Annotated in this window: 17 protein-coding genes; 10 read left to right on the forward strand and 7 right to left on the reverse strand. The window is 72.4% G+C overall.

Annotated elements, in window-relative coordinates; genetic code table 11:
- Positions 1–79 precede the first annotated feature (79 nt).
- The gene (locus tag ACZ6J5_RS15880; protein ID WP_469391735.1) at positions 80–1522 is read left to right on the forward strand and encodes an amino acid permease; all 1443 of its coding nucleotides are present in this window, start codon (positions 80–82) and stop codon (positions 1520–1522) included.
- Here the strand turns inward: ACZ6J5_RS15880 and ACZ6J5_RS15885 are convergent.
- Entirely contained in the window at positions 1473–1928 is a 456-nt protein-coding gene (locus ACZ6J5_RS15885; RefSeq protein WP_469391737.1) for an ATP-binding protein, read from the reverse strand. The two genes, ACZ6J5_RS15880 and ACZ6J5_RS15885, sit on opposite strands and share 50 nt — an antisense overlap.
- 341 nt (positions 1929–2269) lie before the next feature.
- On the opposite strand from ACZ6J5_RS15885, the gene ACZ6J5_RS15890 reads away from it, so the two are divergent.
- Both ACZ6J5_RS15890 and ACZ6J5_RS15895 read left to right on the forward strand, forming a co-directional pair.
- On the forward strand, positions 2270–3097 hold the full coding sequence (locus ACZ6J5_RS15890) for an enoyl-CoA hydratase family protein (protein WP_469391739.1): 828 nt from the start codon (positions 2270–2272) through the stop codon (positions 3095–3097).
- A complete protein-coding gene (locus tag ACZ6J5_RS15895; RefSeq protein ID WP_469391741.1) occupies positions 3094–5370 on the forward strand; it encodes a bifunctional salicylyl-CoA 5-hydroxylase/oxidoreductase in 2277 nt (758 codons plus the stop codon). Before ACZ6J5_RS15890 ends, ACZ6J5_RS15895 begins: the two co-directional genes overlap by 4 nt.
- 39 nt (positions 5371–5409) lie before the next feature.
- On the opposite strand, the gene ACZ6J5_RS15900 is transcribed toward ACZ6J5_RS15895, so the two are convergent.
- A complete protein-coding gene (locus ACZ6J5_RS15900; RefSeq protein ID WP_469391743.1) occupies positions 5410–6240 on the reverse strand; it encodes a PaaX family transcriptional regulator in 831 nt (276 codons plus the stop codon).
- A gap of 4 nt (positions 6241–6244) precedes the next feature.
- Positions 6245–7900, reverse strand: a complete 1656-nt coding sequence (locus tag ACZ6J5_RS15905) for an AMP-binding protein (protein WP_469391745.1) — start codon at positions 7898–7900, stop codon at positions 6245–6247.
- A 167-nt stretch (positions 7901–8067) separates the two neighbouring features.
- Between ACZ6J5_RS15905 and ACZ6J5_RS15910 the strand changes: the two genes are divergently transcribed.
- The 3 genes from ACZ6J5_RS15910 (at position 8068) to ACZ6J5_RS15920 (ending at position 11604) form a co-directional block, all read left to right on the forward strand.
- Positions 8068–9546 carry an acyl-CoA dehydrogenase family protein gene (locus ACZ6J5_RS15910; protein WP_469391747.1) on the forward strand — a complete coding sequence of 493 codons (1479 nt, stop codon included), beginning with the start codon at positions 8068–8070 and terminating at the stop codon, positions 9544–9546.
- On the forward strand, positions 9543–9941 hold the full coding sequence (locus ACZ6J5_RS15915; protein WP_469391748.1) for a RidA family protein: 399 nt from the start codon (positions 9543–9545) through the stop codon (positions 9939–9941). Before ACZ6J5_RS15910 ends, ACZ6J5_RS15915 begins: the two co-directional genes overlap by 4 nt.
- A 112-nt stretch (positions 9942–10053) precedes the next feature.
- A complete protein-coding gene (locus ACZ6J5_RS15920) occupies positions 10054–11604 on the forward strand; it encodes an MFS transporter (protein WP_469391750.1) in 1551 nt (516 codons plus the stop codon).
- Positions 11605–11692: 88 nt separating this feature from the next.
- Here the strand turns inward: ACZ6J5_RS15920 and ACZ6J5_RS15925 are convergent, their stop codons facing one another.
- From ACZ6J5_RS15925 to ACZ6J5_RS15935, 3 genes are all read right to left on the reverse strand, one after another.
- Positions 11693–11989: a helix-turn-helix domain-containing protein gene (locus ACZ6J5_RS15925; protein WP_469391752.1), complete on the reverse strand. Its 297-nt coding sequence runs from the start codon at positions 11987–11989 to the stop codon at positions 11693–11695.
- Complete coding sequence (locus ACZ6J5_RS15930) at positions 11986–12753, reverse strand: hypothetical protein (protein ID WP_469391754.1); 768 nt, start codon at positions 12751–12753, stop codon at positions 11986–11988. Before ACZ6J5_RS15930 ends, ACZ6J5_RS15925 begins: the two co-directional genes overlap by 4 nt.
- A gap of 199 nt (positions 12754–12952) precedes the next feature.
- On the reverse strand, positions 12953–13111 hold the full coding sequence (locus ACZ6J5_RS15935) for a hypothetical protein (protein ID WP_469391756.1): 159 nt from the start codon (positions 13109–13111) through the stop codon (positions 12953–12955).
- 164 nt (positions 13112–13275) lie between these two features.
- On the opposite strand from ACZ6J5_RS15935, the gene ACZ6J5_RS15940 reads away from it, so the two are divergent.
- Positions 13276–16098, forward strand: coding sequence for an AfsR/SARP family transcriptional regulator (locus tag ACZ6J5_RS15940; RefSeq protein WP_469391758.1), 2823 nt, complete (start codon positions 13276–13278; stop codon positions 16096–16098).
- Between the two features lie 24 nt (positions 16099–16122).
- Here the strand turns inward: ACZ6J5_RS15940 and ACZ6J5_RS15945 are convergent, their stop codons facing one another.
- A complete protein-coding gene (locus ACZ6J5_RS15945) occupies positions 16123–17022 on the reverse strand; it encodes a serine/threonine protein kinase (protein ID WP_469391768.1) in 900 nt (299 codons plus the stop codon).
- Positions 17023–17084: 62 nt separating this feature from the next.
- Between ACZ6J5_RS15945 and ACZ6J5_RS15950 the strand changes: the two genes are divergently transcribed.
- Genes ACZ6J5_RS15950 through ACZ6J5_RS15960 form a run of 3 tightly spaced genes read left to right on the forward strand, consistent with a single transcriptional unit; the run spans position 17085 to position 23294 of the window.
- Positions 17085–18644 carry a PD-(D/E)XK nuclease family protein gene (locus tag ACZ6J5_RS15950; protein WP_469391770.1) on the forward strand — a complete coding sequence of 520 codons (1560 nt, stop codon included), beginning with the start codon at positions 17085–17087 and terminating at the stop codon, positions 18642–18644.
- Complete coding sequence (locus tag ACZ6J5_RS15955) at positions 18641–19771, forward strand: pPIWI_RE_Y domain-containing protein (RefSeq protein WP_469391771.1); 1131 nt, start codon at positions 18641–18643, stop codon at positions 19769–19771. Before ACZ6J5_RS15950 ends, ACZ6J5_RS15955 begins: the two co-directional genes overlap by 4 nt.
- Positions 19764–23294, forward strand: a complete 3531-nt coding sequence (locus ACZ6J5_RS15960) for a pPIWI_RE_Z domain-containing protein (RefSeq protein ID WP_469391773.1) — start codon at positions 19764–19766, stop codon at positions 23292–23294. The genes ACZ6J5_RS15955 and ACZ6J5_RS15960 overlap by 8 nt, the downstream gene beginning before the upstream one ends.
- Position 23295 lies beyond the last annotated feature (1 nt).

Here is a 23295-nt window from a genome sequence, read left to right on the forward strand (position 1 = left end):
ATCGCATCCTTCAGGGGGGTTCGGGCATACATGCCCGGACCCCCCTCGCGTCTGCCCGACCAGAGATGAGAACCACCGCATGTCCCCGTCCGCCCGGCGGATCAAGTCCCCCCAGCAGCTGATCGCCGAATCCGGTGCCGACCTCGAAGGCCACGGCCTCAAGCGCACCATGGGCCTCTTCCAGCTCGTCTGCTTCGGCATCGGCGCCATCGTCGGCACCGGCATCTTCGTCGGCCTCTCCGACAGCGTCGCCGAGGCCGGGCCCGCCGTGGTGGTCTCCTTCGTGCTCGCCGCGATCACCTGCGTCTTCACCGCCTTCTCCTTCGCGGAGCTGGGCAGCGCGATCCCGGTCTCGGGCTCCTCGTACTCCTTCGCGTACGCGAGCCTCGGCGAGCGCGTCGCCTTCCTCGTCGGCTGGTGCCTGCTGCTGGAGTACGGCGTCTCCGTCTCCGCCGTCGCGGTCGGCTGGAGCCAGTATCTGAACGAGCTGTTCGACAGTCTCTTCGGCTTCCAGCTGCCCACCGCGCTCTCCGCGGGGCCCGCCGACGGCGGCGTGGTCAACCTGCCGGCCGTGATCGTCATCCTGCTCGCCGCGACGCTGCTGGTCCGCGGCGTGCGCGAGAGCGCCCGCGCGACCGCCGCCATGGCCGTGCTGAAGATCGGCATCCTGATCGTCTTCTGCGTGATCGGCTTCAGCGCCTTCGAGGACGGCAACCTCTCCCCGTTCGCCACCCACGGCACGGCCGGCATCACCGCGGGCGCCTCCGTCGCCTTCTTCTCGTACATCGGCTTCGACGCCATCACCACGGCCGGCGAGGAGGTGAAGAACCCGCGGCGCAACATCCCGCTCGCGATCCTCATCTGCATCGGCGTGGTCACCCTGCTCTACTGCGCCGTCGCCCTCTCCGCGATCGGGGCGCTCGGCGCCGACGCCGTCGCCGACAAGCCGGCCGCCCTCTCCCTGATCGTCAACCAGGTGACCCACTCGACCGTCGGCGGCGGGATCATCGCCTTCGGCGCGGTCGTCGCCATCGCCTCCGTGGTCCTCGCCGTGATGTACGGGCAGACCCGCATCCTGATGTCGATGTCCCGCGACGGACTCGTGCCCCGCGTCTTCGAGCGGGTCTCGCCCAAGAGCGCCACCCCCGTGGCCAACACCTGGATCGTGGCCTGCGTCTTCGCGGTGCCCGCGGCCTTCGCCTCGCTGGACGTCGTGGTCAACCTGACGACGATCGGCACCCTCGCGATCATGGCCGTCGTGAACATCGCGGTGATCGCGCTGCGCCGCCGCGACCCCGGGCTGACGCGCTCCTTCCGGGTCCCGCTCTACCCGGTCAGCCCGATCATCGGCGTCGGCTTCTGCTGCTATCTGATCTGGGGCACCGGCTGGTCCACCTGGGTGCAGTTCGCCGTCTTCCTGGTGGCCGGCGCGCTCGTCTACGCGCTGTACGGGCGCCGCAGGTCCCGCCTGGTCACGGCTCCGGCGGGCGACGACGCTGCGCCGGCACGGCCGGGAGCGTGAACCAGACCGCCTTGCCCTGCGCGGTGGGGCGGTGCCCGCAGTCGCTGCTGAGGGCGCGGATCAGCAGGAGTCCGCGCCCGTGCTCCTGCCAGGGGTCCACCGGCACGCCCGGCTCGGGGCGGATCAGCTCCCCGGGGCCCGCGGGCCGGCCGTCGTGGACCTCTATCTGACAGCCGCCGGGGGCCGGGAGCAGCTCCACGACCAGCTCGATGGGGCCGTCGCCCGCGGTGTGCTCGACCGCGTTGGCCACCAGCTCGGCGGTCAGCAGCTCCGCCGTGTCCCGGTCCGCGGCTCCGCCGCCCACGTCGGCGAGGGCGGTCCGGACGAGCGCGCGGGCGATCGGCACGGCGGCCGTCGTATGGGGCAGCGCGATACGCCAGGATGCGGAGCCGGGGACTTCGAACACGGCGGGGGCCTCCGTTCGGGGCGCGTGCGGAGCGGTGGGGGCGTCCTGGTTTCCACCTTACGGAGTGGAATCGCCGGATCCAGAGGCGGCCGTCCGGCAGGGCGGGGGACCTGGGTCCGCGAGGTGCCGGGACCTTCGTGGCGCGGGGCCGGGACCCGGGCCGGCCCCGCGCCACGAGCCGGTCCCGGGCGGCCCCGGGCCGCCCCGAGCCCCCGCCGTGGCACGCCATGGCGCCCCGTATCGCGGACTCGTGACGACAGTCACAACAGAGTGATACCCTCGCGAAGGCGATGCCAGTGCTGCCGTACCCGTACGCGCACACCCCAGGGAGGCCGTCCCCCATGAGCCCCTTCACCGGCTCCGCGAGCCGCACCGAACGCTGGCGGCACCTGCGCCTCACCGTCGACGACGGGGTCGCCACGATCACCCTCGCCCGCCCCGAGAAGCTCAACGCCCTCACCTTCGGCGCCTACGCCGACCTGCGCGACCTGCTCGCCGAGCTCTCCCGGGAGCGGGCCGTGCGCGCCCTCGTCCTCGGCGGCGAAGGGCGCGGCTTCTGCTCCGGCGGCGACGTCGACGAGATCATCGGCGCCACCCTCTCCATGGACACCGCACAGCTCCTCGACTTCAACCGGATGACCGGCCAGACCGTCCGGGCGCTGCGCGAATGCCCCTTCCCCGTCATCGCCGCCGTCCACGGCGTCGCCGCCGGAGCCGGGGCCGTCCTCGCGCTGGCCGCCGACTTCCGGGTCGCCGACCCCACCGCCCGCTTCGCCTTCCTCTTCACCCGCGTCGGCCTCTCCGGCGGCGACATGGGCGCCGCCTACCTGCTGCCCCGGGTCGTCGGACTCGGCCACGCCACCCGCCTGCTCATGCTGGGCGACCCCGTCGGCGCCGCCGAGGCCGAGCGCATCGGGCTGATCAGCGAGCTCACCGACGAGGGCGCCGCCGACACCCGCGCCGCCGCCCTCGCCCGCCGCCTCGCCGAGGGCCCCGCGCTCGCCCACGCCCAGACCAAGGCCCTGCTCACCGCCGAGCTCGACATGCCGCTGGCCGCCTCCGTCGAGATGGACGCGGCCACCCAGGCCCTGCTCATGCACGGCGAGGACTACGCCGAATTCCACGCCGCCTTCACCGAGAAGCGCCCCGCGAAGTGGCGGGGCCGATGACCGGGCCCGGCGCGCCCCTGCGGATCGCCGTGGCAGGCGGCGGCCCCGGCGGGCTGTACGCCGCCGCGCTCCTCAAGCGCGCCGACCCGCGCCGCCGGGTCACGGTCTGGGAGCGCAATGCCCCGGGCGACACCTTCGGCTTCGGCGTCGTGCTCTCCGACGAGACCCTCGGCGGCATGGCGGACGCCGACCCCGTCGTCCACGCCGAGCTGCGCGCCGCCCTCGTCCGCTGGGACGACATCGACATCGCCCACCGGGGCCACCTGCTCCGCTCCACCGGCCACGGCTTCGCCGCCCTCGGCCGCCACCGGCTCCTGAAGATCCTCCAGGACCGCTGCGCCGCGCTCGGCGTGGACCTCCGCTTCCGCACCGAGGCCCCGCCGCCCGCCGCCCTCGCCGCCTCCCACGACCTCGTGATAGCCGCCGACGGCGTGCACAGCCGCGTCCGCGAGGCCCACGCCGAGACCTTCGGGCCCACCCTCACCACCCACCGCTGCCGCTACATCTGGCTCGCCGCCGACTTCGCCCTCGACGCCTTCCGCTTCGAGATCGCCGAGACCGAGCACGGCGTCATGCAGCTGCACGCCTACCCCTACGACACCGGCTCCTCCACCGTGATCGTCGAGATGCGCGAGGAGGTCTGGCGCGCCGCGGGCTTCGACGAGCTCGACGAGACCGAGTCCGCCGCCCGCTGCGCCAAGATCTTCGCCGAGGTGCTGCGCGGCCGCCCGCTGCGCGGCAACCACTCCGCCTGGACCGCCTTCCGCACCCTCGTCACCGCCCGCTGGTCGCACGGCAACACCGTGCTGCTCGGCGACGCCGCCCACACCGCCCACTTCTCCATCGGCTCCGGCACCAAACTCGCCGTCGAGGACGCCGTCGCCCTCGCCGCCCACGTCGACCAGGCCCCCACCCTCGCCGAGGCGCTCGCCGGCTACGAGGCAGAACGCCGGCCCGTCGTCGAGTCCACCCAGCGCGCCGCCGTCGCGAGCCTGCGCTGGTTCGAGGAGCTCGCCGACCGCCTCGACCGCCCGCCCCGGCAGTTCGCCTTCGACCTGCTCACCCGCAGCCGCCGCGTCACCCACGACAACCTGCGGCTGCGCGACCCCGCCTTCACCACGCTCGTCGAGCGCGACTTCGGCTGCCCGCCCGGCGTCCCGCCCATGTTCACCCCGCTCCGGCTCGGCGGCCTCACCCTGCGCAACCGGGTCGTCGTCTCCCCGATGGACCTGTACGTCGCCGAGGACGGCGTCCCCGGCGACTTCCACCTCGTCCACCTCGGCTCCCGCGCCCTGGGCGGCGCCGGACTCGTCATGACCGAGATGGTCTGCGTCAGCGAGCACGGCCGGATCACCCCCGGCTGCGCCGGGCTGTGGACCGACGAACAGGCCGACGCCTGGGCCCGGATCACCGCCTTCGCGCACGCCTCCGCCCCCGGCACCGCGATCGGCGTCCAGCTCGGCCACTCCGGCCGCAAGGGTTCCACCCGGCTCATGTGGGAGGGCATCGACCAGCCGCTGCCCGACGGCAACTGGCCGCTCGCCGCCGCCTCACCGCTGCCGTACCGGCCCGGCGTCAACCAGATCCCGCGGGCTCTCGACCGGGCCGGACTCACCTCCGTGCGCGAGGAGTTCACCGCCGCCGCCCGGCGCGCCGCGCGGGCCGGCTTCGACCTGCTCGAACTGCACTGCGCCCACGGCTATCTGCTCTCCGGCTTCCTCTCCCCCCTCACCAACCACCGCACCGACGCCTACGGCGGCGACCTCGCGGGCCGGCTCCGCTACCCCCTGGAAGTCTTCGACGCCGTACGGGAGGCGTGGCCCGCCGACCGGCCCATGACCGTCCGCATCTCCGCCACCGACTGGGCCGAGGGCGGCACCACCGCCGAGGACGCCGTCGCGATCGCCCGCGCCTTCGCCGACCGAGGCGCCGACGCCATCGACGTCTCCACCGGACAGGTCGTCCCCGACGAGCGCCCCGAGTACGGACGCTCCTACCAGACCCCGTACGCCGACCGGATCCGCGCCGCCGTCGGCGTTCCCGTGATCGCGGTCGGCGCGATCTCCTCCTGGGACGACGTCAACTCCCTGCTCCTCGCGGGCCGCACGGACCTCTGCGCCCTCGCCCGGCCGCACCTCTACGACCCGCACTGGACCCTGCACGCCGCCGCCGAACAGGACTACACGGGTCCCGCGGCCCCCTGGCCGGCCCCGTACCGAGCGGGCAGCCGCCGCCCGCCGACGGGCCGCAAGGAGACCTCGTCCGGGTCCTGAGCCAGGGCTCCGCCGGCGAAGGGGCCGGAGGGGGCCTCCTCAGGCCCGCGCCCCGCCCGAGGATCCGCCCGCCACGAACTCCCCGCCGCGCGCGTGCAGCCGCTCGTGGAGGCCCGCGAAGACCTCCGCCGAGCGGCTGCCCGGCCAGTTCTCCGGCAGCAGCTCCAGCGGCAGCACCGGGTCCGCGTAGGGCAGCCGCCGCCAGGAGTCCAGGGCCGGGAGGTAGGCCCGGTACGCCTCCTCCGGGCTGCCCGGCGCCGCCGACCAGGCGCGGAGCACCGGCTCGTGGGCGTCCAGGAACTCCTCGTGCAGCTTGGCGATGGACGGCAGGTCCCACCAGCGGGCCACCGCCTCGGCCGTGGCCGCGAAGCCCAGGTGGTCGCCGCGGAACAGGTCCACGTACCCGGACAGGTCGAGCCGCTCCAGGGTGTGCCGGGTCTCCTCGTACAGCCGCGCCGGGGCGATCCACACGCCCGGCGCGGCCGAGCCGAAGCCCAGCCGGGCCAGCCGCGAGCGCAGCAGGTGCCGCTTGTGGCGCTCGGCCTCGGGGACGGAGAAGACGGCGAGCACCCAGCCGTCCGAGAGGCTCGGCTCGGTCCGCGCGTAGATCCGCCGGTCGCCGTCGTCCAGCAGCATCCGCGCGTCGTCCGACAGCGCGTAGCCGGCGGCCCCGTCGGCGGTCCGGGCCGGCAGCAGCAGCCCGCGCCGCTTCAGCCGCGACACCGAGGAGCGCACCGACGGCGCGTCCACCCCGAGCACGCCGAGGAGCCGGATCAGCTCCGCCACCGGCAGCGGCGCGCCGTCCGGCGACCGGCCGTACGCGCCGTACAGGGAGACGATCAGGGAACGGGGGGTGTGCTGCTCGGCCACGTGATCACTTTAGGCGGTGGGCGCGCTCCGGGGGCGGACCGGTCCGGTCCTCCGCCTCCCGCAGCCGGTACCGCTGGAGCTTCCCCGTCGCCGTCCGGGGCAGCTCGTCCAGGAAGACGATCTCGCGGGGCGACTTGTACGGGGCGATCCTGGCCCGGACGAAGGCGCGCAGGGCCGCCGCCGTGCCCGCGTCGCGCGGCACCCCGGCCCGGACCACCGCGTACGCCACCACGATCTGCCCGCGCAGCTCGTCCGGGTGCCCGACCACGGCCACCTCCAGGACGTCGGGGTGGGCGGCCAGGGCCTCCTCCACCTGAGGTCCGGCGATGTTGTACCCGGCCGAGATGATCATGTCGTCGGCGCGGGCGACGTAGCGGAAGTAGCCGTCGGGCTCGCGGACGTACGTGTCGCCCGTGATGTTCCAGCCGTCGTGCACGTACTCCGTCTGGCGCGGGTCGGCGAGGTAGCGGCAGCCGACCGGGCCGCGCACCGCGAGCAGCCCCTCCTCGCCGTCCGGCAGCTCCCGGCCGCCCGGCCCGACGATCCTGGCCTGCCAGCCGGGCACCGGGCGGCCCGTGGTGCCGGGGCGTATCTCCCCGTCGGCGGCGGAGATGAAGATGTGCAGCAGCTCGGTCGCGCCGATCCCGTTGATCAGCTCCACGCCGGTCCGCTCCCGCCAGTCCCGCCAGGTCCCGGCCGGCAGGTTCTCGCCCGCCGAGACGCAGCGGCGCAGCGAACCGAGGTCGTGGTCGCCGATCTCGTCCAGCATCACCCGGTAGGCGGTGGGCGCGGTGAACAGCACCGACACCCGGTGCCGGTCGATCGCGGCGAGCAGCTGCTTGGGGCCCGCCTGCTCCAGCAGCACCGCGCACGCCCCGGCCCGCAGGGGGAAGACGACGAGCCCGCCCAGGCCGAAGGTGAAGCCGAGCGGCGGGGAGCCGGCGAAGACGTCGTCCGGCTCCGGGCGCAGGACGTGCGCGGAGAAGGTGTCGGCGACGGCGAGCACGTCCCGGTGGAAGTGCATACAGCCCTTGGGGCGCCCGGTGGTGCCGGAGGTGAAGGCGATCAGGGCCACGTCGTCGGCGGCGGTCGGCACGGCCTCGTACCGGTCCGGCTTGCCGATGGAGAGGGTGAGCAGGTCGTCCGGGCCCTCGCCGCCGAACGGGATGATCCGCAGCCCCGGCACCTCCGCCTTGGCCAGCTCGTCGACGGCCCGCACGTCGCACAGGGCGTGGCCGCACCGGGCCATCTCGGCCATCACGGCGAGCTCCGCGGCCCGCGCCTGCGCGAGGACGGTGACGGCGACCGCGCCCGCCTTCATCACGGCGAGCCAGCAGGCGGCGAGCCAGGGGGTGGTGGGGCCGCGCAGCAGCACCCGGTTGCCGGGGCGCACGCCGAGGTCCTCGGTGAGGACGTGCGCGATCCGGTCCACCCGCTCGCGCAGCTGCCCGTACGTCCAGTGGCCGCCCTCGCCGTCGAGGAAGACCGGGCGCCGGGCGCCGAACCGTTCCACCGTGCGGTCGAGGAGTTCGGCCCCGCAGTTGAGCCGGTCGGGGTAGGCGAGCTCGGGCAGGTCGAACAGCAGGCGCGGCCACTGCCCGGAGGGCGGCAGATGATCGCGGGCGAAGGTGTCCTGGTGGGCCGAGGGCGTCAGCTCCATGCGTCCGTCCCCCTGTCGGGTGGGATCGTCGTGGTGGGGTCGACCGTCGCTCGAAAAGCGTATCGTGATGGTGACGACAGTCAACGGTTCGCGATACGCCGTCTCGGTTCCGGTCGGCCGTAGCGCGCTTCCGCCGTCGGCGCGCGAGCGCCAGAGAGGGCGCCCACATGCCCGCATTCTCGCTCGATCCGGAACAGACCACCTGGTGCGCGCGGCTGCGGACGCTCGCGGCGGAGCGGCTGCGCCCGCTCGCCGAGCGGGGCGAGCCCGGCCGGGTCAACCGGCCCCTCGTCGCCGCCCTGGGCGAGCACGGACTGCTCGCCCGGCTCTTCGGCTCCGGCGCCCTCGACCTGTGCCTGATGCGCGAGTCCCTCGCCCAGGTGTGCACCGAGGCCGAGACGGCGCTGGCCCTCCAGGGCCTCGGTGCCCACCCGGTCGCCTCCTTCGGCAGCCCCGAGCAGCGCGGGCGCTGGCTGCCCGAGGTCGTCGCGGGCCGGGCCGTCGCCGCCTTCGCCCTCTCCGAGCCGGGCGCCGGCTCCGACGCCGCCGCCCTCGCCCTGCGGGCCGTCCCCGACCCGGCCACCGGCGGCTGGCGCCTGCACGGCGAGAAGCGCTGGATCTCCAACGCGCCGGAGGCGGACTTCATCACCGTGTTCGCCCGTACGGGGGAGCCCGAGGGCCGCGAGGGCGACGCGGTTCGCGAGAGCGGCCAGGGCGATGCGGCGGGGCCTGCCGGCGCGGGCGGGCCGGACGGGTCGGGCGGGCCGGACGGGCCGGACGGGCCTGCCGGGCCTGCCGGGCCGGGCGGGACGGACGGGACGGACGGGTCGGGCGGCGCGGACCGCGCGGGGGGCGCCGGGGACGCCGGGGGCCCCGGCGCCGCGTCCGGCGCCCGGGGCGTCAGCGCCTTCCTGGTCCCCGCCGACCGCCCCGGCCTGACCGGCGAGCCGCTGGACATGCTCGCCCCGCACGCGATCGGCGGGCTGGTCTTCGACGGCGTCCCCGTCGGACCCGAGGACCTGCTCGGCGAGCCGGGCCAGGGCTTCAAGGTGGCCATGGGCACCCTCAACCTCTTCCGCCCCAGCGTCGGCGCCTTCGCGGTCGGCATGGCCCAGGCGGCCCTCGACGCGACCCTCGCCCACACCGCCGACCGGCGCGCCTTCGGCGGCGTCCTCGCCGACCTCCAGGCCGTCGCCCACCAGGTCGCCGAGATGGCCACCCGCACTGAGGCGGCCCGGCTGCTGGTCTACGCGGCGGCCGAGGCCCACGACCGGGGCGAGCCGGGCGTGCCCCGGCGCGCGGCCATGGCCAAGCTGCTCGCCACCGAGACCGCCCAGTACGTCGTGGACACCGCGGTCCAGCTGCACGGGGCCCGCGCCCTCCAGCGCGGCCACCTCCTGGAACACCTCTACCGGGAGGTCCGGGCGCCCCGGATCTACGAGGGCGCGACCGAGGTGCAGCGCACGATCATCGCGAAGGAGCTGTACCGGGACGCGCGGCGGGGTCAGACGGCATCAGGCCCCGCAGATGCATCAGAGGCTTCAGGCGCATCAGGCGCATCAGGCGCATCGGGGGCATCGGGGGCGTCGTCACCCGGCAAGGAAATGTCATACGATGCCGCGTCCCGGGCAGGAGTCCCCGCATGAGCCTGCACCGCCACAACCCCGTCGAACTGTCCCCGCCCGCGGGCTTCAGCCACGCCGTCACGGCCACCGGCTCCCAGCTGGTCTTCCTCGCCGGGCAGACCAGCCTCGACCGGGACGGGAAGGTGACGGGGGAGACCCTGCCCGAGCAGTTCGAGACCGCGCTCGGCAATCTGCTCACCGCGCTCCGGTACGCGGGCGGTTCGCCCGCCGACCTCGCCCGGGTCACCGTGTACGCCACCGACGTCGCCGACTACCGCCGGCACTCCGCCGAACTGGGCCGGATCTGGCGCCGGTTGGCGGGCCGGGACTATCCGGCGATGGCCGTCGTCGGGACCGTACGCCTGTGGGACGAGCAGGCGCTGGTGGAGATCGACGGCTTCGCGGTCCTGGAGTGACGGGACCCGGGCCACCGCCCGAAGATCAACTGGTCCGGTACGGGGGCCGGGCTTAGGGTCGAAAGGTGGACTGACCGGCCCACGGCTTCCTCAGGTGAGGGCGCGATGCGCCATGAGCACACCCAAGCCGACCACCCCGCAGGCCGTCGCCCCGAAGAGGAGCCGCGACGGCAAGGGCATCGCCCTCTTCGTGATCGCCTCCTGCCAGTTGATGGTGGTCCTCGACATCACCATCGTGAACATCGCGCTCCCGCACATCCAGAGCGCCCTGGGCTTCTCCACCACCAGCCTGTCGTGGGTCGTCAACGCCTACACCCTCACCTTCGGCGGTCTGCTCCTGCTCGGCGGGCGGGCCGGTGACATCCTCGGCCGCCGCCGGGTCTTCATCTTCGGCGTCCTGCTCTTCGGACTCGCCTCGCTCTTCTGCGGCCTGGCCCAGAGCGAGTGGCAACTCCTGGCCGCCCGCGCGCTCCAGGGCGTCGGCGGTGCCATCGCCTCGCCGACCTCGCTCTCCCTCATCACGACCACCTTCGACGAAGGCCCGGAACGCAACCGGGCCTTCGGTGTCTTCGCGGGCGTCTCGGCGGGTGGCGGCGCGATCGGCCTGGTGGCGGGCGGGATGCTCGTCGAATGGCTCGACTGGCGCTGGATCTTCTTCGTGAACGTGCCGATCGCGCTGCTCATCGCCTTCCTCACGCCCCGGCACGTCAAGGAGTCCGAACGGCACCCGGGCCACTTCGACCTGGCCGGCGCGCTCTGCTCGACCCTCGGCATGGCCGCCCTGGTGTACGGCTTCATCCGCGCCGCGCAGGAGGGCTGGCGGGACCCGTACACCATCGGCTCCTTCGTGGCGGCGGTCGTCCTGCTCGTGGCGTTCGTCCTCAACGAGCGGCGCTCGCAGCAGCCCATCACCCCGCTGCACATGTTCGCCGACCGCAACCGCTCCGGCACCTACGCCATCATGCTGTGCCTGGCGGCGGCGATCTTCGGCATGTTCTTCTTCCTCACCCTGTTCGTCCAGCAGGTCCTCGGCTTCAGCCCGCTGTCGACGGGCCTCGCCTTCCTGCCGGTCAGCGCGATCATCGCGGTCGGCGCCGGGGTCACCTCCAACCTGCTGCCGCGCTACGGCCCGAAACCCTTCATGGTGGCGGGCTCGCTCCTGGCGGCGGGCGGCCTGTCCTGGCTGACCCTGACGGACGTCGACTCCACCTACCTGGGCAGCATCCTCGGTCCGATCCTGGTCTTCGGCCTCGGCATGGGCCTGATGTTCGTCTCGCTCACCATCATGGCCCTGTCCAACGTCGAACAACGCGAGGCCGGCGCGGCCTCCGGGCTCCTCAACGCCATGCAGCAGGTGGGCGGTTCCCTCGGTCTGTCGATCCTGGTCACGGTCTTCGGCACCGCCAGCCGCAACGAGGCCGACACCCAGGTCCCCCTCTTCCTCTCCCAGGCGAACCCCCTGGAGAAGGCCCAGTTCGCGAGAACCGGCCAGCTCCCCCCACCCTGGAGCGACCAGGTCCTCAGCTCCGGCGTCTCGGCGGGCTTCGTCACGGCCGCGATCTTCGGCGTGGTCGCCTTCCTCATCGCCCTCCTCGTCATCAAGGTCCGCCCCTCGGACATCGAACGCCTCAAGGGCGGGGGCGTGATGCCGGGCGGCGGCTGAGCAGCACCATGACGCGTGTTGCCCCGGGGCATGGACCCCGGGGCAACACGGTGTGCGAACCGAGACGGTTACGCGAGGGGCGTGGGGGCTAACGCATGTCCCACAGATCGTCGTCGCGCAGCGCGTCCGGGTCCGGTTCCAGGTCCGGCTCCAGCGAGTACAGCGGACGCTGCTCGATTCCGAGCGTGCGCATCAACTCGGCCGTCGGAACACGCAGCTTTCCTCCGAGACGGATGACCGGGCAAGGAAAGACACCTCTCTTGTTGAGGCGGTAGGCCGTAGCCGTGGAGATGTCGAACACCCGGGCTGCCATGCGCATGTCGACTGCGACCGGAAGGTCGAACAGCTCGGTGAAGCCGACGGGGCCGCCGGCCCGGCGGCTCACGACGCCCGCCGGGCGGTGGGACGGATCGGCAGCGTGCCCACACGGCGCCGGGACCGCCGGCTCCGCTGACGGCGGCACGCCCCGTGGGGCCGCTCGCTCTGCTCGATCCCGGCGAGGGCACCGTCGCGCAGCTGCTCCGGACGCACACGGAAGCGCAGCGAGGCGCGCAGTCCGTCGGGCCCGTCCGGCCGGTCCACCCGCACCTCCAGGCCCGGCTGGGGCGCGGACGCGTCCGGCAGCCGGTCGGCCTCGGCGACCGAGCGGTCCTGGGTGACGCGCTCCACCTGAGTGGACGGCACCTCGCGCAGGCCGGACCGAGCGAACGTCCAGGCCCTCGCGCGTGTCGCCTTGAGCAGCGCCTCGACGGCGAGCGGGTCGCGGGGGTCCAGCACCTCCAGTTCCTCCAGCAGGGCGAGGACCATCTCGGCCTCCACGTCCTCCCGGTCCACCCGCAGCCGGCTGCAGACGCGGTGCGCTGTGCCGGTCAGTCGGGGCAGGGCCAGCCAGATCACCAGAAGGGTGCCCTTCCCCTGGGGCGTGCGATCGGTCCGTGCCGCGGTGAGCGCCGCTTCCCAGACGGCCGCGGTGAGCCTCGGGTCCGTCTCGGCGCCGTAGAGAGCCTCGTACGCTTCGGCGGCCGTCAGACGCAGCGGCGGACCGTCCGTTCCCGCGTCGGCCGTGAGCAGTGCTTCCTCCTGGGAATGAAGGGCGTCGAAATGCAGCCTCACCGAGGCGAGCATGCTCGCGGAAGAGTGATGGATCACGAATTTTCCTCTCTTCATGCCGATGGTGGACCGGCCGGGTGACGGGCCGGGGCCGTGTGCGTGTGTGTACGCGTGTGTACGCGTTTGCACGGCCCCGAACCCTCCGGCCGGGAATCCGCACGGCCGACCTAGGGCACGTGACGGATGTGCGAGGGGGGCGGGAGGGCGCCCGGGGAGGGCGCCCTCGGGGCGGTGAGCCTTAGACGGTGTCGGTGTTCGAGGCGTCGGGGGTCTCGGCGCGCGGGGTCGCCGGGGTCGTCCCCTCGACCGGGTCGGGCGTCCGCCGCCGGCGGGTGGGCGGGAAGCCGGGCGACAGACGGAGGCGGCTCAGCCGTCGGCTGCGGGGGCGGTTGGCCATGACGCAGTGGTCCTTTCTGATGGGGATCCTGCCGTTCTCTCACTCTTTGGTGAGCGGCTGAGTCACATCGTGCCCCCGAGGGCCGAGGCCCCGCAGAGGCGAAACTGAGCGATAACTGAGAGCCGGGGGCGCGAAGGAGCATCGGTGTGTGAAGGAGGCCGCCGATGCGCACGGTTCAGGGACATCGCATCGGGCCGTTGGGGTCGGCCTGTCAGGAGAGGCGTGCGGAGGATCGGTTGGCGAGTGTGCGTGTGCTGGGTCCGATCACGGTTGAAGTGGCGGACAGAAAGCATGTGTTGAGGACGAAGGTGGGCGCCCTGCTCGCCCTTCTGGTCACGTCGAGGGGGCTCCAGTGCGGCCGGGAGGAGCTCATGGACGCCCTGTGGCCGGGCGGGGACGAGAAGAAGGCCACCACGAGCCTGAACACGACCGTCAAAGGGCTCCGCACGCTGCTGGGCGACGAGTGCGTGCCGCACGCCGGCAAGTCGAAGCTCTGTACCTTGCGGCTGCCGCCCGGAAACGTGGACTACCTGAGGTTCCTGGAGGGCTGGCGACGGGCTCGCGACCTGAAGTCCGCTCCTGAGCGGTTCAGGCTCCTTCGCGCCGCCTCGGACGAGTGGTCGGGCGACGATCCGTTCTACGGTCTCGCGGCGAGCGGTCTGCAGGTGACCAGGGAGCGGATGCGCGCGGAGCGCACCGCGGTCGCGTGCGAACTGATGCGGGCGGCGGAGGAGGCGCGGGAGGGCGAGTTCCTTCGTGAAGCGTCCAAGGAGTGGTACGAACGCTCACCCGAGTATGCCGAGATCCGCCGGTTCTACCTGCTCGCGCATGGTCGGGACATGTCCAAGCCGCAGCTCGACAAGGTCGTCACCGGATGGGAGCGTCTCTACGGGGATCCGCTCGAAGACGAGAGGCTTCAGCCCGTCATCGATTGGATCCGTAAGGCACCCCTGACGGGAGGGCCGTTCTCACTCTGGGTTCCGGACGAACTGCCCCGTGAGGAGCGAATCCCGCTCGGACGGGAGGACCTGATCCACGAGCTGGAAGAGACCGCTCTCGCGGCACGGGACGCCGGCAGGACGGCGGTGATCGTACTCAGCGGAATGGCGGGCGTGGGCAAGAGCGTGCTGGCCCTGCATGTCGCGCACCGGATCAGGCGACGTTTTCCGGGCGGATGTCTCCACGCCGAGCTGAACGGGTTCACCGAGGGCACGTCGCCCACGGACCCGGAGCATGTTCTGAACGACCTCCTGGCTGCCCTTTTGCCGCACTCCACGGTGGAGGGTCTGGACGGCAAGGTCAAGGCTCTGCGCACTGCCTTGGCCTCCCGGTCGGCCCTCCTCTTCTTCGACAACGCGTTCAACGCCAAGCAGGTGCTGCCTCTGCTGCCGGGCGCCGGTGCCTGCGTCGTGATCATCACCAGCCGGGACGCGCTGTGCGGCGTGACCGGCCCTGATGTGCACATGTACACGGTGGAGCCGCTGTCGGACGAGGCCGCGCTGCGGGTGCTTCAGGAGAAGGTTCCCGAGAAGGACCGGAAGCTTTACCAGAAGCCTTTCCAGGATCTGATCAGATTCTGCAGGAACCTGCCGCTGGCTCTGACCATCGTGGAGCGGCGCCTCGCCGATCGCCCGCTGAGCGCCATCCGGGATCTGGTGAGGGAACTTCAGGAGGAGCGGCGGAGGTTGGACGGGCTGGACTATCCGGAAGACGAGCTGTCGGTGCGTGCCGCCCTGCACTGTTCCGTACGGGTGCTGAGCGAGGAGGCGCGGGTGTTGCTGTGGCAGATCGCGGTGCACCCCGGGCCCAGCATGTCGTGGCAGGCCGCGATGGACATGGGCGCGGCCGTACGAGGGATGCGCACGGAGCGCGCGTTGCGGGATCTGGTCGCGGCCAGTCTGGTGATCAAACAGTCCGGACGGTACCGCCTGCACGACCTGGTTCGTGTGTTCGCCCGGTATGACGTGAACCCGCTCCCGCCGGAGGAGGCCGCGGCCCTGGAGCAAGCCACCGTGCACCGGAGCATGGAGCACCTGCTGCACAACGCCCGCGCCTGCGACAGGGTTCTGGACTCGCAGCGTGAGTTGCCCCTCGGAGATCCCGAGGGCGTGACGGTGGCCGAATTCTCCTCGCCGGACGCGGCGAGGGTCTGGCTGGACGAGGAGCGGGAGACCATCAAACGGTGCCTCGCGCTGGCGACGGCGCGCGGCATGGACCGCTATGTGTGGCTGCTGCCGATGGTCATGGTCACCTACCAGTGGAACCGCCGGTACCTGGACGACGCGCTGTGCGGTCTCCAGGAGGCCCGCGTCGCCGCGGAGCGGGTGGCCTCCCCGGTTGATGAAGCCATGGTCTGCCGGATGCTGGCGGGGACGAGATGGCGCCACGGGCTCTACGACAGGGCCGCCACCGATCTGACCCGAGCGATCCTCCTCAGCCGGGCGGATGAGAGCGAACAGGGGAGGCTGAGCCTGGCCCGGTCTCTCTACACCATGGCGCTCAACCTCCGGAAACAGCAGAAGACGGAGCCGGCCGAGGAGCACTTCCGCCAAGCCCTTGAGTCCTACCGGGAGCTGGACGAGCCGGTAGGGCAGGCGGCGGCCCTGAACGGGATCGGCGCGGTCCACCTCGACCGGGGCGAGTACGGCGAGGCGCGGGGACGGTGCGTGGACGCCCTCCAGGTGATCGAGCGGACGGAGGAGCGCCGGGGCCTGGCCGACATCCTCTTCACGCTGGCCAAGGTGCATCTCGCCTGCGAGCAGCGGGACGAGGGCATCCGCTGCTACCGGGAGGCCTGCGACATCTACCGGGAACGGGAGCAGTGGACCGACGAGGACAAGGCGCGGTTCCTCTTCGCCGAGGTCCTGGTGACCGTCGGGCGCGTCCCGGAGGCGATCGCGGAGTTCGAGCGGGTCCACGTGCTGCGCGAGCGGATCGAGGGCGCGGACGTGCAGGAGGTCCGGGACCGGCTGGAGCAGCTGAGGTGACGCCCTACGGCCTGGGACGAGGCGTCACAACCACGGTGAGCGGGTGCGGTAGTACTCCGTGGGGTCGGGGCGCAGCATCCCAGGAGAGGCGGCCGATCCGGGCGTGGGAAGGTGAGGCCGGATCCCCTCCATCACCTCGCGCACGTCGCGCGGGCGGTCCGCGGCGTCCCAGGCCACCATACGGAGCGCGAGGTCACGGAACTCCTCGGGTACGGCGGCGAGCCGGTCCGGCGGCAGCACGGGATAGCCGCGCTCGACTCGCTTCTCCGTGCCCCCGTAGGGCAGGCGCATGACGGTCATCTCCAGCAGGATGCAGCCGAGTCCGAAGATGTCGTCCTGCGGGGTCAGCCCGTCACTGGGCTCGTGCTGCGCGTCCGACGCGTATCCGGGGGTGCCGTGTTCGCCGTTGGTCGGCTCGTCGAATGGGACTGTCAGTCCCATATCGATCAGGCGGAGGCGGCCGTCTGGCTCCACCATGATGTTCTCGGGCTTCAGGTCGCAGTGCACGAACTTTTTCTCGTGCACCCGCCACAGGATCTCGCAGAGCTGTCCGATGATCGATGCGGTCGTGCCGGGGTGCTTGATCGGCTGCTTGCCCGCCATGGCGTTCCGCAGAGGACGGCCTTCGATGAACTCCATGACCAGGCATCGGTCTCCGTTGAGCGTGCCGGTCGCGAGAAGGCGGGGGATTCCGGGAATCCCCCTCAGTTCGTGCATGATCTCACCCTCTCGGATCAGGTCCTCTCCCGCGCCCTGGTGGTAGCTGAGCTTCCCGATCCGCCAGGAGTGCTGTGCCTTCACCAGCACCTTGGCGCCGTCGCCCAGGCGGTAGCCGACGTGGGCCGCTCCATTGGCTCCCTCGTCGAGGAAGTTCTCGATCTCGTAGCGCTTCTCGACGTTCCCGATCTCATCGATCTCGCTCATGACGCCTCCGCCAGCCGGCCCCGTACAGGGCCGGTTTCTCGTATGTGGTGAAAGGAGAACCCATGTCACAACCGTGGCTGCCCCCGGAAGGGGTGCGCCGTACGTCCCAGACGATCACGGTATCCATCGGGATGTTCAAGGGGGGCGACTTCCGCTGCCCTGCCAAGGACGCTCTCAAGGCGCGCGGCTACCGGCCGGTGGTGCCGCTGCCGCGCCGCGGCGAGCGGCTCCGGCACTTCACGCTCGGGCCCTTCATGGACGCCCACGACGCGCGGAACCGCACCATTGCCGCAGGCGGGAGCGGGGCGCCCGAGGCCCCGGCGCACGAGGGGCTGCGGGCCTGGACCGAGCACGGGCTCGCCCTCTACGAGACGGCATTCCCCGCAGACCCGGCGCACCCCCTGGACGAGGTGGCCGAGCGGTGGACGTATCGCTACCGGGCGACGGGCGCGGAGGCGCTCAACGCGGAGGAGTACCGGTTCACGGTGTGGGGCAGGTGCCTGGCCTCTCCCGATGGGGCGCTGCGTGAACTGCGCCTGCCGGTACACCGGCTCGGCGAGGATCCGCCGCCCGAGGGGTTCATCGCGGCGGCGGCGCTCGTCCTCGCGGAGGGCGATCCGGGCCCGAGGCCGCAGCGCGTGAGGATCGTGGAGTTCGCGCTCCTCGACGGGCGCACGCGGGAGCTCTTCGAAGGGAGTCGCACGCAGGCCGTCGCCCTCTATCGGCAGCACGGTCCCGGGGGGCTCTCGGAGATCCTGAACGGACGGGAGTTCCGGCCGAGCGGCTCCTGCGCGGAATGTCCGTTCCTGGGCGTGTGCCCGGCGCTTCGCACCGCTCCCGGACTGCTGGGAGTCGAGGCGAAGGGGCGGCCCAGGCGTACCTGGTCCGTCACCAACGGGCGCAACTACGTGGCCTGTCCCGCCCGCGACCACATGCGCCGGTTGCACCTGCCGACGATCGACGCCGTCGAGCGGGACGCCACGGCGGAACGGGGCCGGGCGCTGCACGCGTACCTCGCCCAATGCCACGGCTCGGTCCTGCCGTGCACGGTCGAGGTCCCGGAGGAGTGGGTGCCGGCGGGTTTCGAGCTCCCCGACCACGAACGCGCGCTGGGAGCAGCGCTGTTGCGCCGCCACGCCGCCGTCTGCCCGATGCGGTGCGTGAAGGACGGCACGGACGTCCGTGCCGAACCCCGGGTGGTCCGCTACGACCCGGCAGCCGACGTCGTGGTGATGGCCGCGCCCGATCTGCTCTACCGGGACGCCGGCTCATGGGTGTGGCGCGAGACCAAGTCGAGTGCCACGGAGTGGCGTTCGAGTCGGCCTCTACTGGAGCGATATCCCCAACTCGCCCTGGCTGTGTTGCTCGTGGCGCGCGGCGATCTGGGAGGCGAGCCCGCGCGGGCCAGGGTGGAACTGGAGGTCCTGCGCCCCGGCGGCGCGGACCTGGAGGTCATCGACCCCTTCGCGCCCACCCACCGGGCCGCCGCGAAGGAGGTCCTGCGGACGATGGTCGCCGACTGGCACCAGGACGACGCGTACGCGCCCGCCCCCGGCCGAGCCTGCGCCCGGTGCGAGACGGCCCGCTGGTGTTCGGCGGCCGTCCGGGAGGTCGCCGCGTGAAGACGGACGGTTTCGGCCGCCCCGGTGACCCCGAGGGCGCGGCGGGCTCGTCGGGCGCCGAGCTCTTCCAGGAGCTCGCCCGCGTGGTGACGGCCCTCTCCGAGGTGGGAGGGCTGCGCGCGTTCACCCTGCCCTACCCGGTGATCGCCCAGCGCGCGCTGGACCGCATGGTGGCGCACTGCCTCCACATCGGGGAGGCACCGCCGAAGAGCCTCCCCGAACTGTGGGAGTGGTGCCGGTACAGGACGGCGGACGACCCGGTTTTCAAGGTCCCCGGCTCCCTCGTCGCCCCGGACGCGACGCTGGTCGACCCGTACGGCCGGATGCCCACCCGCACCTGCCTCGAACTGGCGGCCCACGGCCCTCAGGGGCTCGCGACGCAGGCGCGCGGCCTGCTGTACGACCTGGAGGCGCGGAGCCGGTCGGCCGCGAGGTTCCGGCGCTGCCGGGCGTTCCTGGCGGAGAACCCGGTGGTCGACCAGGACGACAGGCTTCGCCGGACGTCCGGCTGGAACAGGGTCGTGTGGGACCTGATCAAGGAGCTCTACCGGCCCGTACCGGAGTTCTCGTTCGTCGAGGGGGTCCTCCCGTGCTGCCCTGTCTGCCGTCTTCCCGCCCTCCCCGCCGGCCGGGCCGCCGTTCCGGCGGGACCGACCGCGCCCCGCGGCGAGGTCTGGTGCGAGGGGGACGACTGCCCGCGGGACGCGGCGCTGAAGCCGGTCCGGGCACCCGACCGGACCTTGCTGCTCCGCCGTTCCCTGCGCGTCTTCCTCACCCTGCCGTACCCGACCGAGAAGGACGTCCTGAACCGGCTCGACGACGCTGGCTACGCCCACGAGGCGGTACCGGAGCACCTGTCCGCCTTCCGTGTCCGGGACGGGAGGCCCGGCACCACAGTCGTACGGGTCTACGACCGCCTCCAGCCCGGTCTGCTCGCGGCCCGGCTCGCCGCCGGTCCGCCGCTCGCCGACCGCACCCTCGTCGCGGTGCCCGCGCGTCTCGCCGAACAGCCCGGATACCGCGCCGCCTTCACCGCCGCCCTGCCCGAATCGCTGAGGGACCGGCTGGTGCCGAGCGCCCCCGACGTGATCGTGCGCCACCTCAAGGAAGGGACCACCAGTGCGTAGCATCACACCACCCCTGAACGACGTACTGAGCGAACTCCAGGGTCTTCTCGGGAAGTCGGTCAAACGACCGGCTCTGGAAGCGCTCTGCCAGGTGGAACTCGGCCTGCACCTCCAGCGGCGACTGCTTCCGGAGGATCCCGCGGGCAGCGCCTGGGTGCTCTTCAGCGGATACGCGTTCGCCGAGGCGTTCGGCACGCCGCTGCCTCCGGACGCCGAGAAGACGCTCCGCGTCGCCCGGTACTCCCTGTGGACGGTGCGCAGGGGACGGGCCTGGCGCGAGGCCCTGGACCGGTACCAGCTGCTCGACGCCCGGGTGCGCGCCTTCGACGTCCCGGACACCGAGGCTCCGGCGGTCCGGCAGGAGTTCTCGGTCGCGGAGGGCCGGTTCGACGTCTACGACCGGCTGCTGAGGACAGCCCCGCCGCTGGCGGGCCAACGGCTTCCGGTCGCCGGCCCGGGGCGGCACGCGTTCACCGTCAGCCGCTCCCTGGCCGTGGTGGACCTGCCCGCCGTCCCCCACACACCCCTCGTCGCCCACGACCTGGACCGCGTCCCCGCCGGCGGAGGCGCACCGCTGGTCTTCACCAGGAAGGACCTGGAGCACACCGCCGCCGACATGGACGCGAAGTACGCGGCCACCGGGGGGACGAAGCCGCCGCGATGGGTGGACCGGCTCGGGGCGTTCGAGCTGTCCGTCAACGAGAACGGGGTCTTCCGGAAAGTCCGCGATTTCGAGTTCACCATCGACGGGATCCAGCATCTGCTGGGCATGGTGGGCGCGGGCAAGAGCACGCTGCGCGACGTCATCGCCGTCCACCTGGCAGGGCTGGGGCTGAGCACCACCATCGTCGTCACCGATGTCGCGGAGGTGCTCAAGCTGGTCGAGACGTACAACCTCTACACCGACGGCGCCGCGGCCCCCGTGCTCGGCTACTCCGGGCGCGAACGGCACGCCCAACGGCTGCACCGCCGACTGGCCGGACGCGGCGAACACCGACTGCTCGCCCACGACGACCCCGGCTTCGCCTACCTGGGGACCTCCTGCGTCCTGAACACCCTGCGAGAGGAAGCCTCGCCGGCCACGGAGCCGCTGGCGTTCGGCGAGTCACCCTGCGTCCGGCTCAGGCCGCCGCCGAAGCCGGGCCGCACCGGCAACGGAAAGAGCGAACCCGCCTGGCAGGAGAGCCCGAGCAGCTGCCCGTACTGGTCCGCCTGCCCCCGGCACCACGGATCCCGGGCCATGGTCGGCGCGCGCGTCTGGGTCACCACCCCCGGCGGCCTGATCGACGCCGCACCGCCACGCCCCCAGAACGGCGAGCGCATCCGCTACCTAGAACTCGCCTCCCGGCGCAGCGACCTCATGATCATCGACGAGGCGGACCGGGTGCAGATGCAGCTGGACCAGATCTTCGCGCCGGCCGCGGTCCTCGTCAGCGGCGAGGACAAGGGCCTCATCGACGTACTCGCCAGGCACAAGATCCGCGAACTCGCGGCCAGCGGGCGCACACAGCTCTCCGAGCGTGACGTCGAGACGTTCTCGGCCGCCCTCAACACCGCCGCCTCCGCGACCGACCGGCTCTACGCCATGCTCGTGTCCGACTACGACCTGCGCTGCTGGGTCCGCACCGGGTACTTCAGCTCCTGGACCCTGCAGATCGGCCTGCTCGACCAGCGCTACCCGCTTCCCGAGGACAGCGGCCCCGAGCATGAGAACCACGGGCCCCGGGAGGCGCTGGGCCGGCTCCTCGACGCGTTCCGTGACAACCCCTTCGGCGACCGGGCGCGCAGGACGGACGAGGACTTCGGCCGGATCACCGCCCTGCTCAACGAGGTGCTGCACACGGGCAACCCCGAGAACACCCGGCGGCACCTGGTCCGGGTCATGAACGACGTGCTCCGGCTGGACGACACGTACATGGAGTCGCGTCGGCGGACGTACGAAGAGGAACTGGCCGTATGGGAGCGCGAACAGAAGGAGTCCCGCAGGCGCACACCCGAGACCGAAGGCGGGAAGAGCCGTGCGAAGAAGCGCCCGAAGTCCCCGGAGGAGTGGCGGAGGGAGCTCGCCAAGCAGTTCGAGTTCACGCTGCTCGTCAGCGCGCTCGAACCGCGGCTCGCCATGATCAACGCAATGTGGCCGCGGGTCGAGTCCGCTCTCAACCTGCGCTTCAACGAGATGTACCGGCGCCCGGACGACTACGGTCCCATGGTCCCGGAGGCCCCCATGGGCAATGTCCTGGGATTCCAGTTCCAGGTCGCCGGCGAGGACGAGGGCGGCGTCCGCAGCGGCGAGCTCAGCTTCTTCCGCTGCAGCGGCGTCGGCCGTGAACTGCTGCGCGCCATCCCGCACCTCGCCTCCGTGGACGGGCGCCCCGGTACCCAGCTGCTCCTCATGTCCGGGAGCAGCTGGGCCGGCGCGTCCAGCCGCTACCACGTCCGCGTCCCCGTCGGCGCGATCATCGAGCCGTCGCGGGAGCTCACCGAACGCATCGCGTCCGAGAGCAGGATGCGGTTCGAGTTCATCAAGGACGGCGACGCCTATCTGCGCCTGTCCGGAAGCGATGCCGACGAGCGGCCGGAGAAGCTGCGGCGCATCGCCCGTCACCTGGGACAGAGCGAGGACGACGCGCCCAACGGCGGCCCCCTCCAGGTCGAGCTGCTGAACCTTCCGGCCGAACGGGCCAAGATCCTCCTCCTGGTCGGCAGCTACACCGAGGCCCGGGTGGTCGCCGACACCCTGCACAACCTCAACTCCCGCTGGAAGGACAGCGTGATCTGCCTCGTATCGGACGATGAGGACATCGCCCCCGAGGACGAGACGCCCTCCGCGCATCGAGCCCGGTCCCTGCGCCGGGGGGATGTCGAGAGCCTCTGGCACAGCGGCGCGGACGTCCTTGTCGCACCGCTGCTCGCGGTGGAGCGCGGGCACAACATCCTCAACGAGGAGAACGAAGCGGCCATCGGCACCGTCTACTTCCTGGCCCGCCCCAACCCCCACCCCGACGATCTGCACCTGGCCGTCCACGCCATCAACGACTGGATCGTCCGGGCCATCACGGGTGAGGCGTTCGCCTCCTGGGTGCGGGAGGGGCGCACCGTCGAGGAGGGCGCCCTGGAAGTCCGGCGCCTCGCTCGCTCCCGCTGGTATGAGCTGCTGGCGCGGTCGATGGCCTGGAGCCGTCTCGGGGACGAGCGGGAACGCGTCACCTGGGACCTGATGGTGCTGATGTGGCAGGTGATCGGACGGCTGCTGCGCGGCGGCGTGCCCGCCAACGTCGTCTTCGTCGACGTGGCCTTCGCGCCCAACCTGGGCGGACCGTCCGACGCGCCCGACACCCCCGAATCCAGCCTGCTGCACAGTGTGCTCGCCGTGCTGGAGCCCTACTTCGACGACTCCGGCAAGTCCGCCGAGGAGCAGTACATCGCCCGAGCCCTGTACGGGCCGCTCCGGCGGATGCTCAGCCGCCTCCTTCACGGCCTCGACGCACAGCCCCAGGACGAGCGACCCCACCCCACCCGCTAGG

The sequence above is a fragment of the Streptomyces sp. NPDC042100 genome (assembly GCF_055582325.1).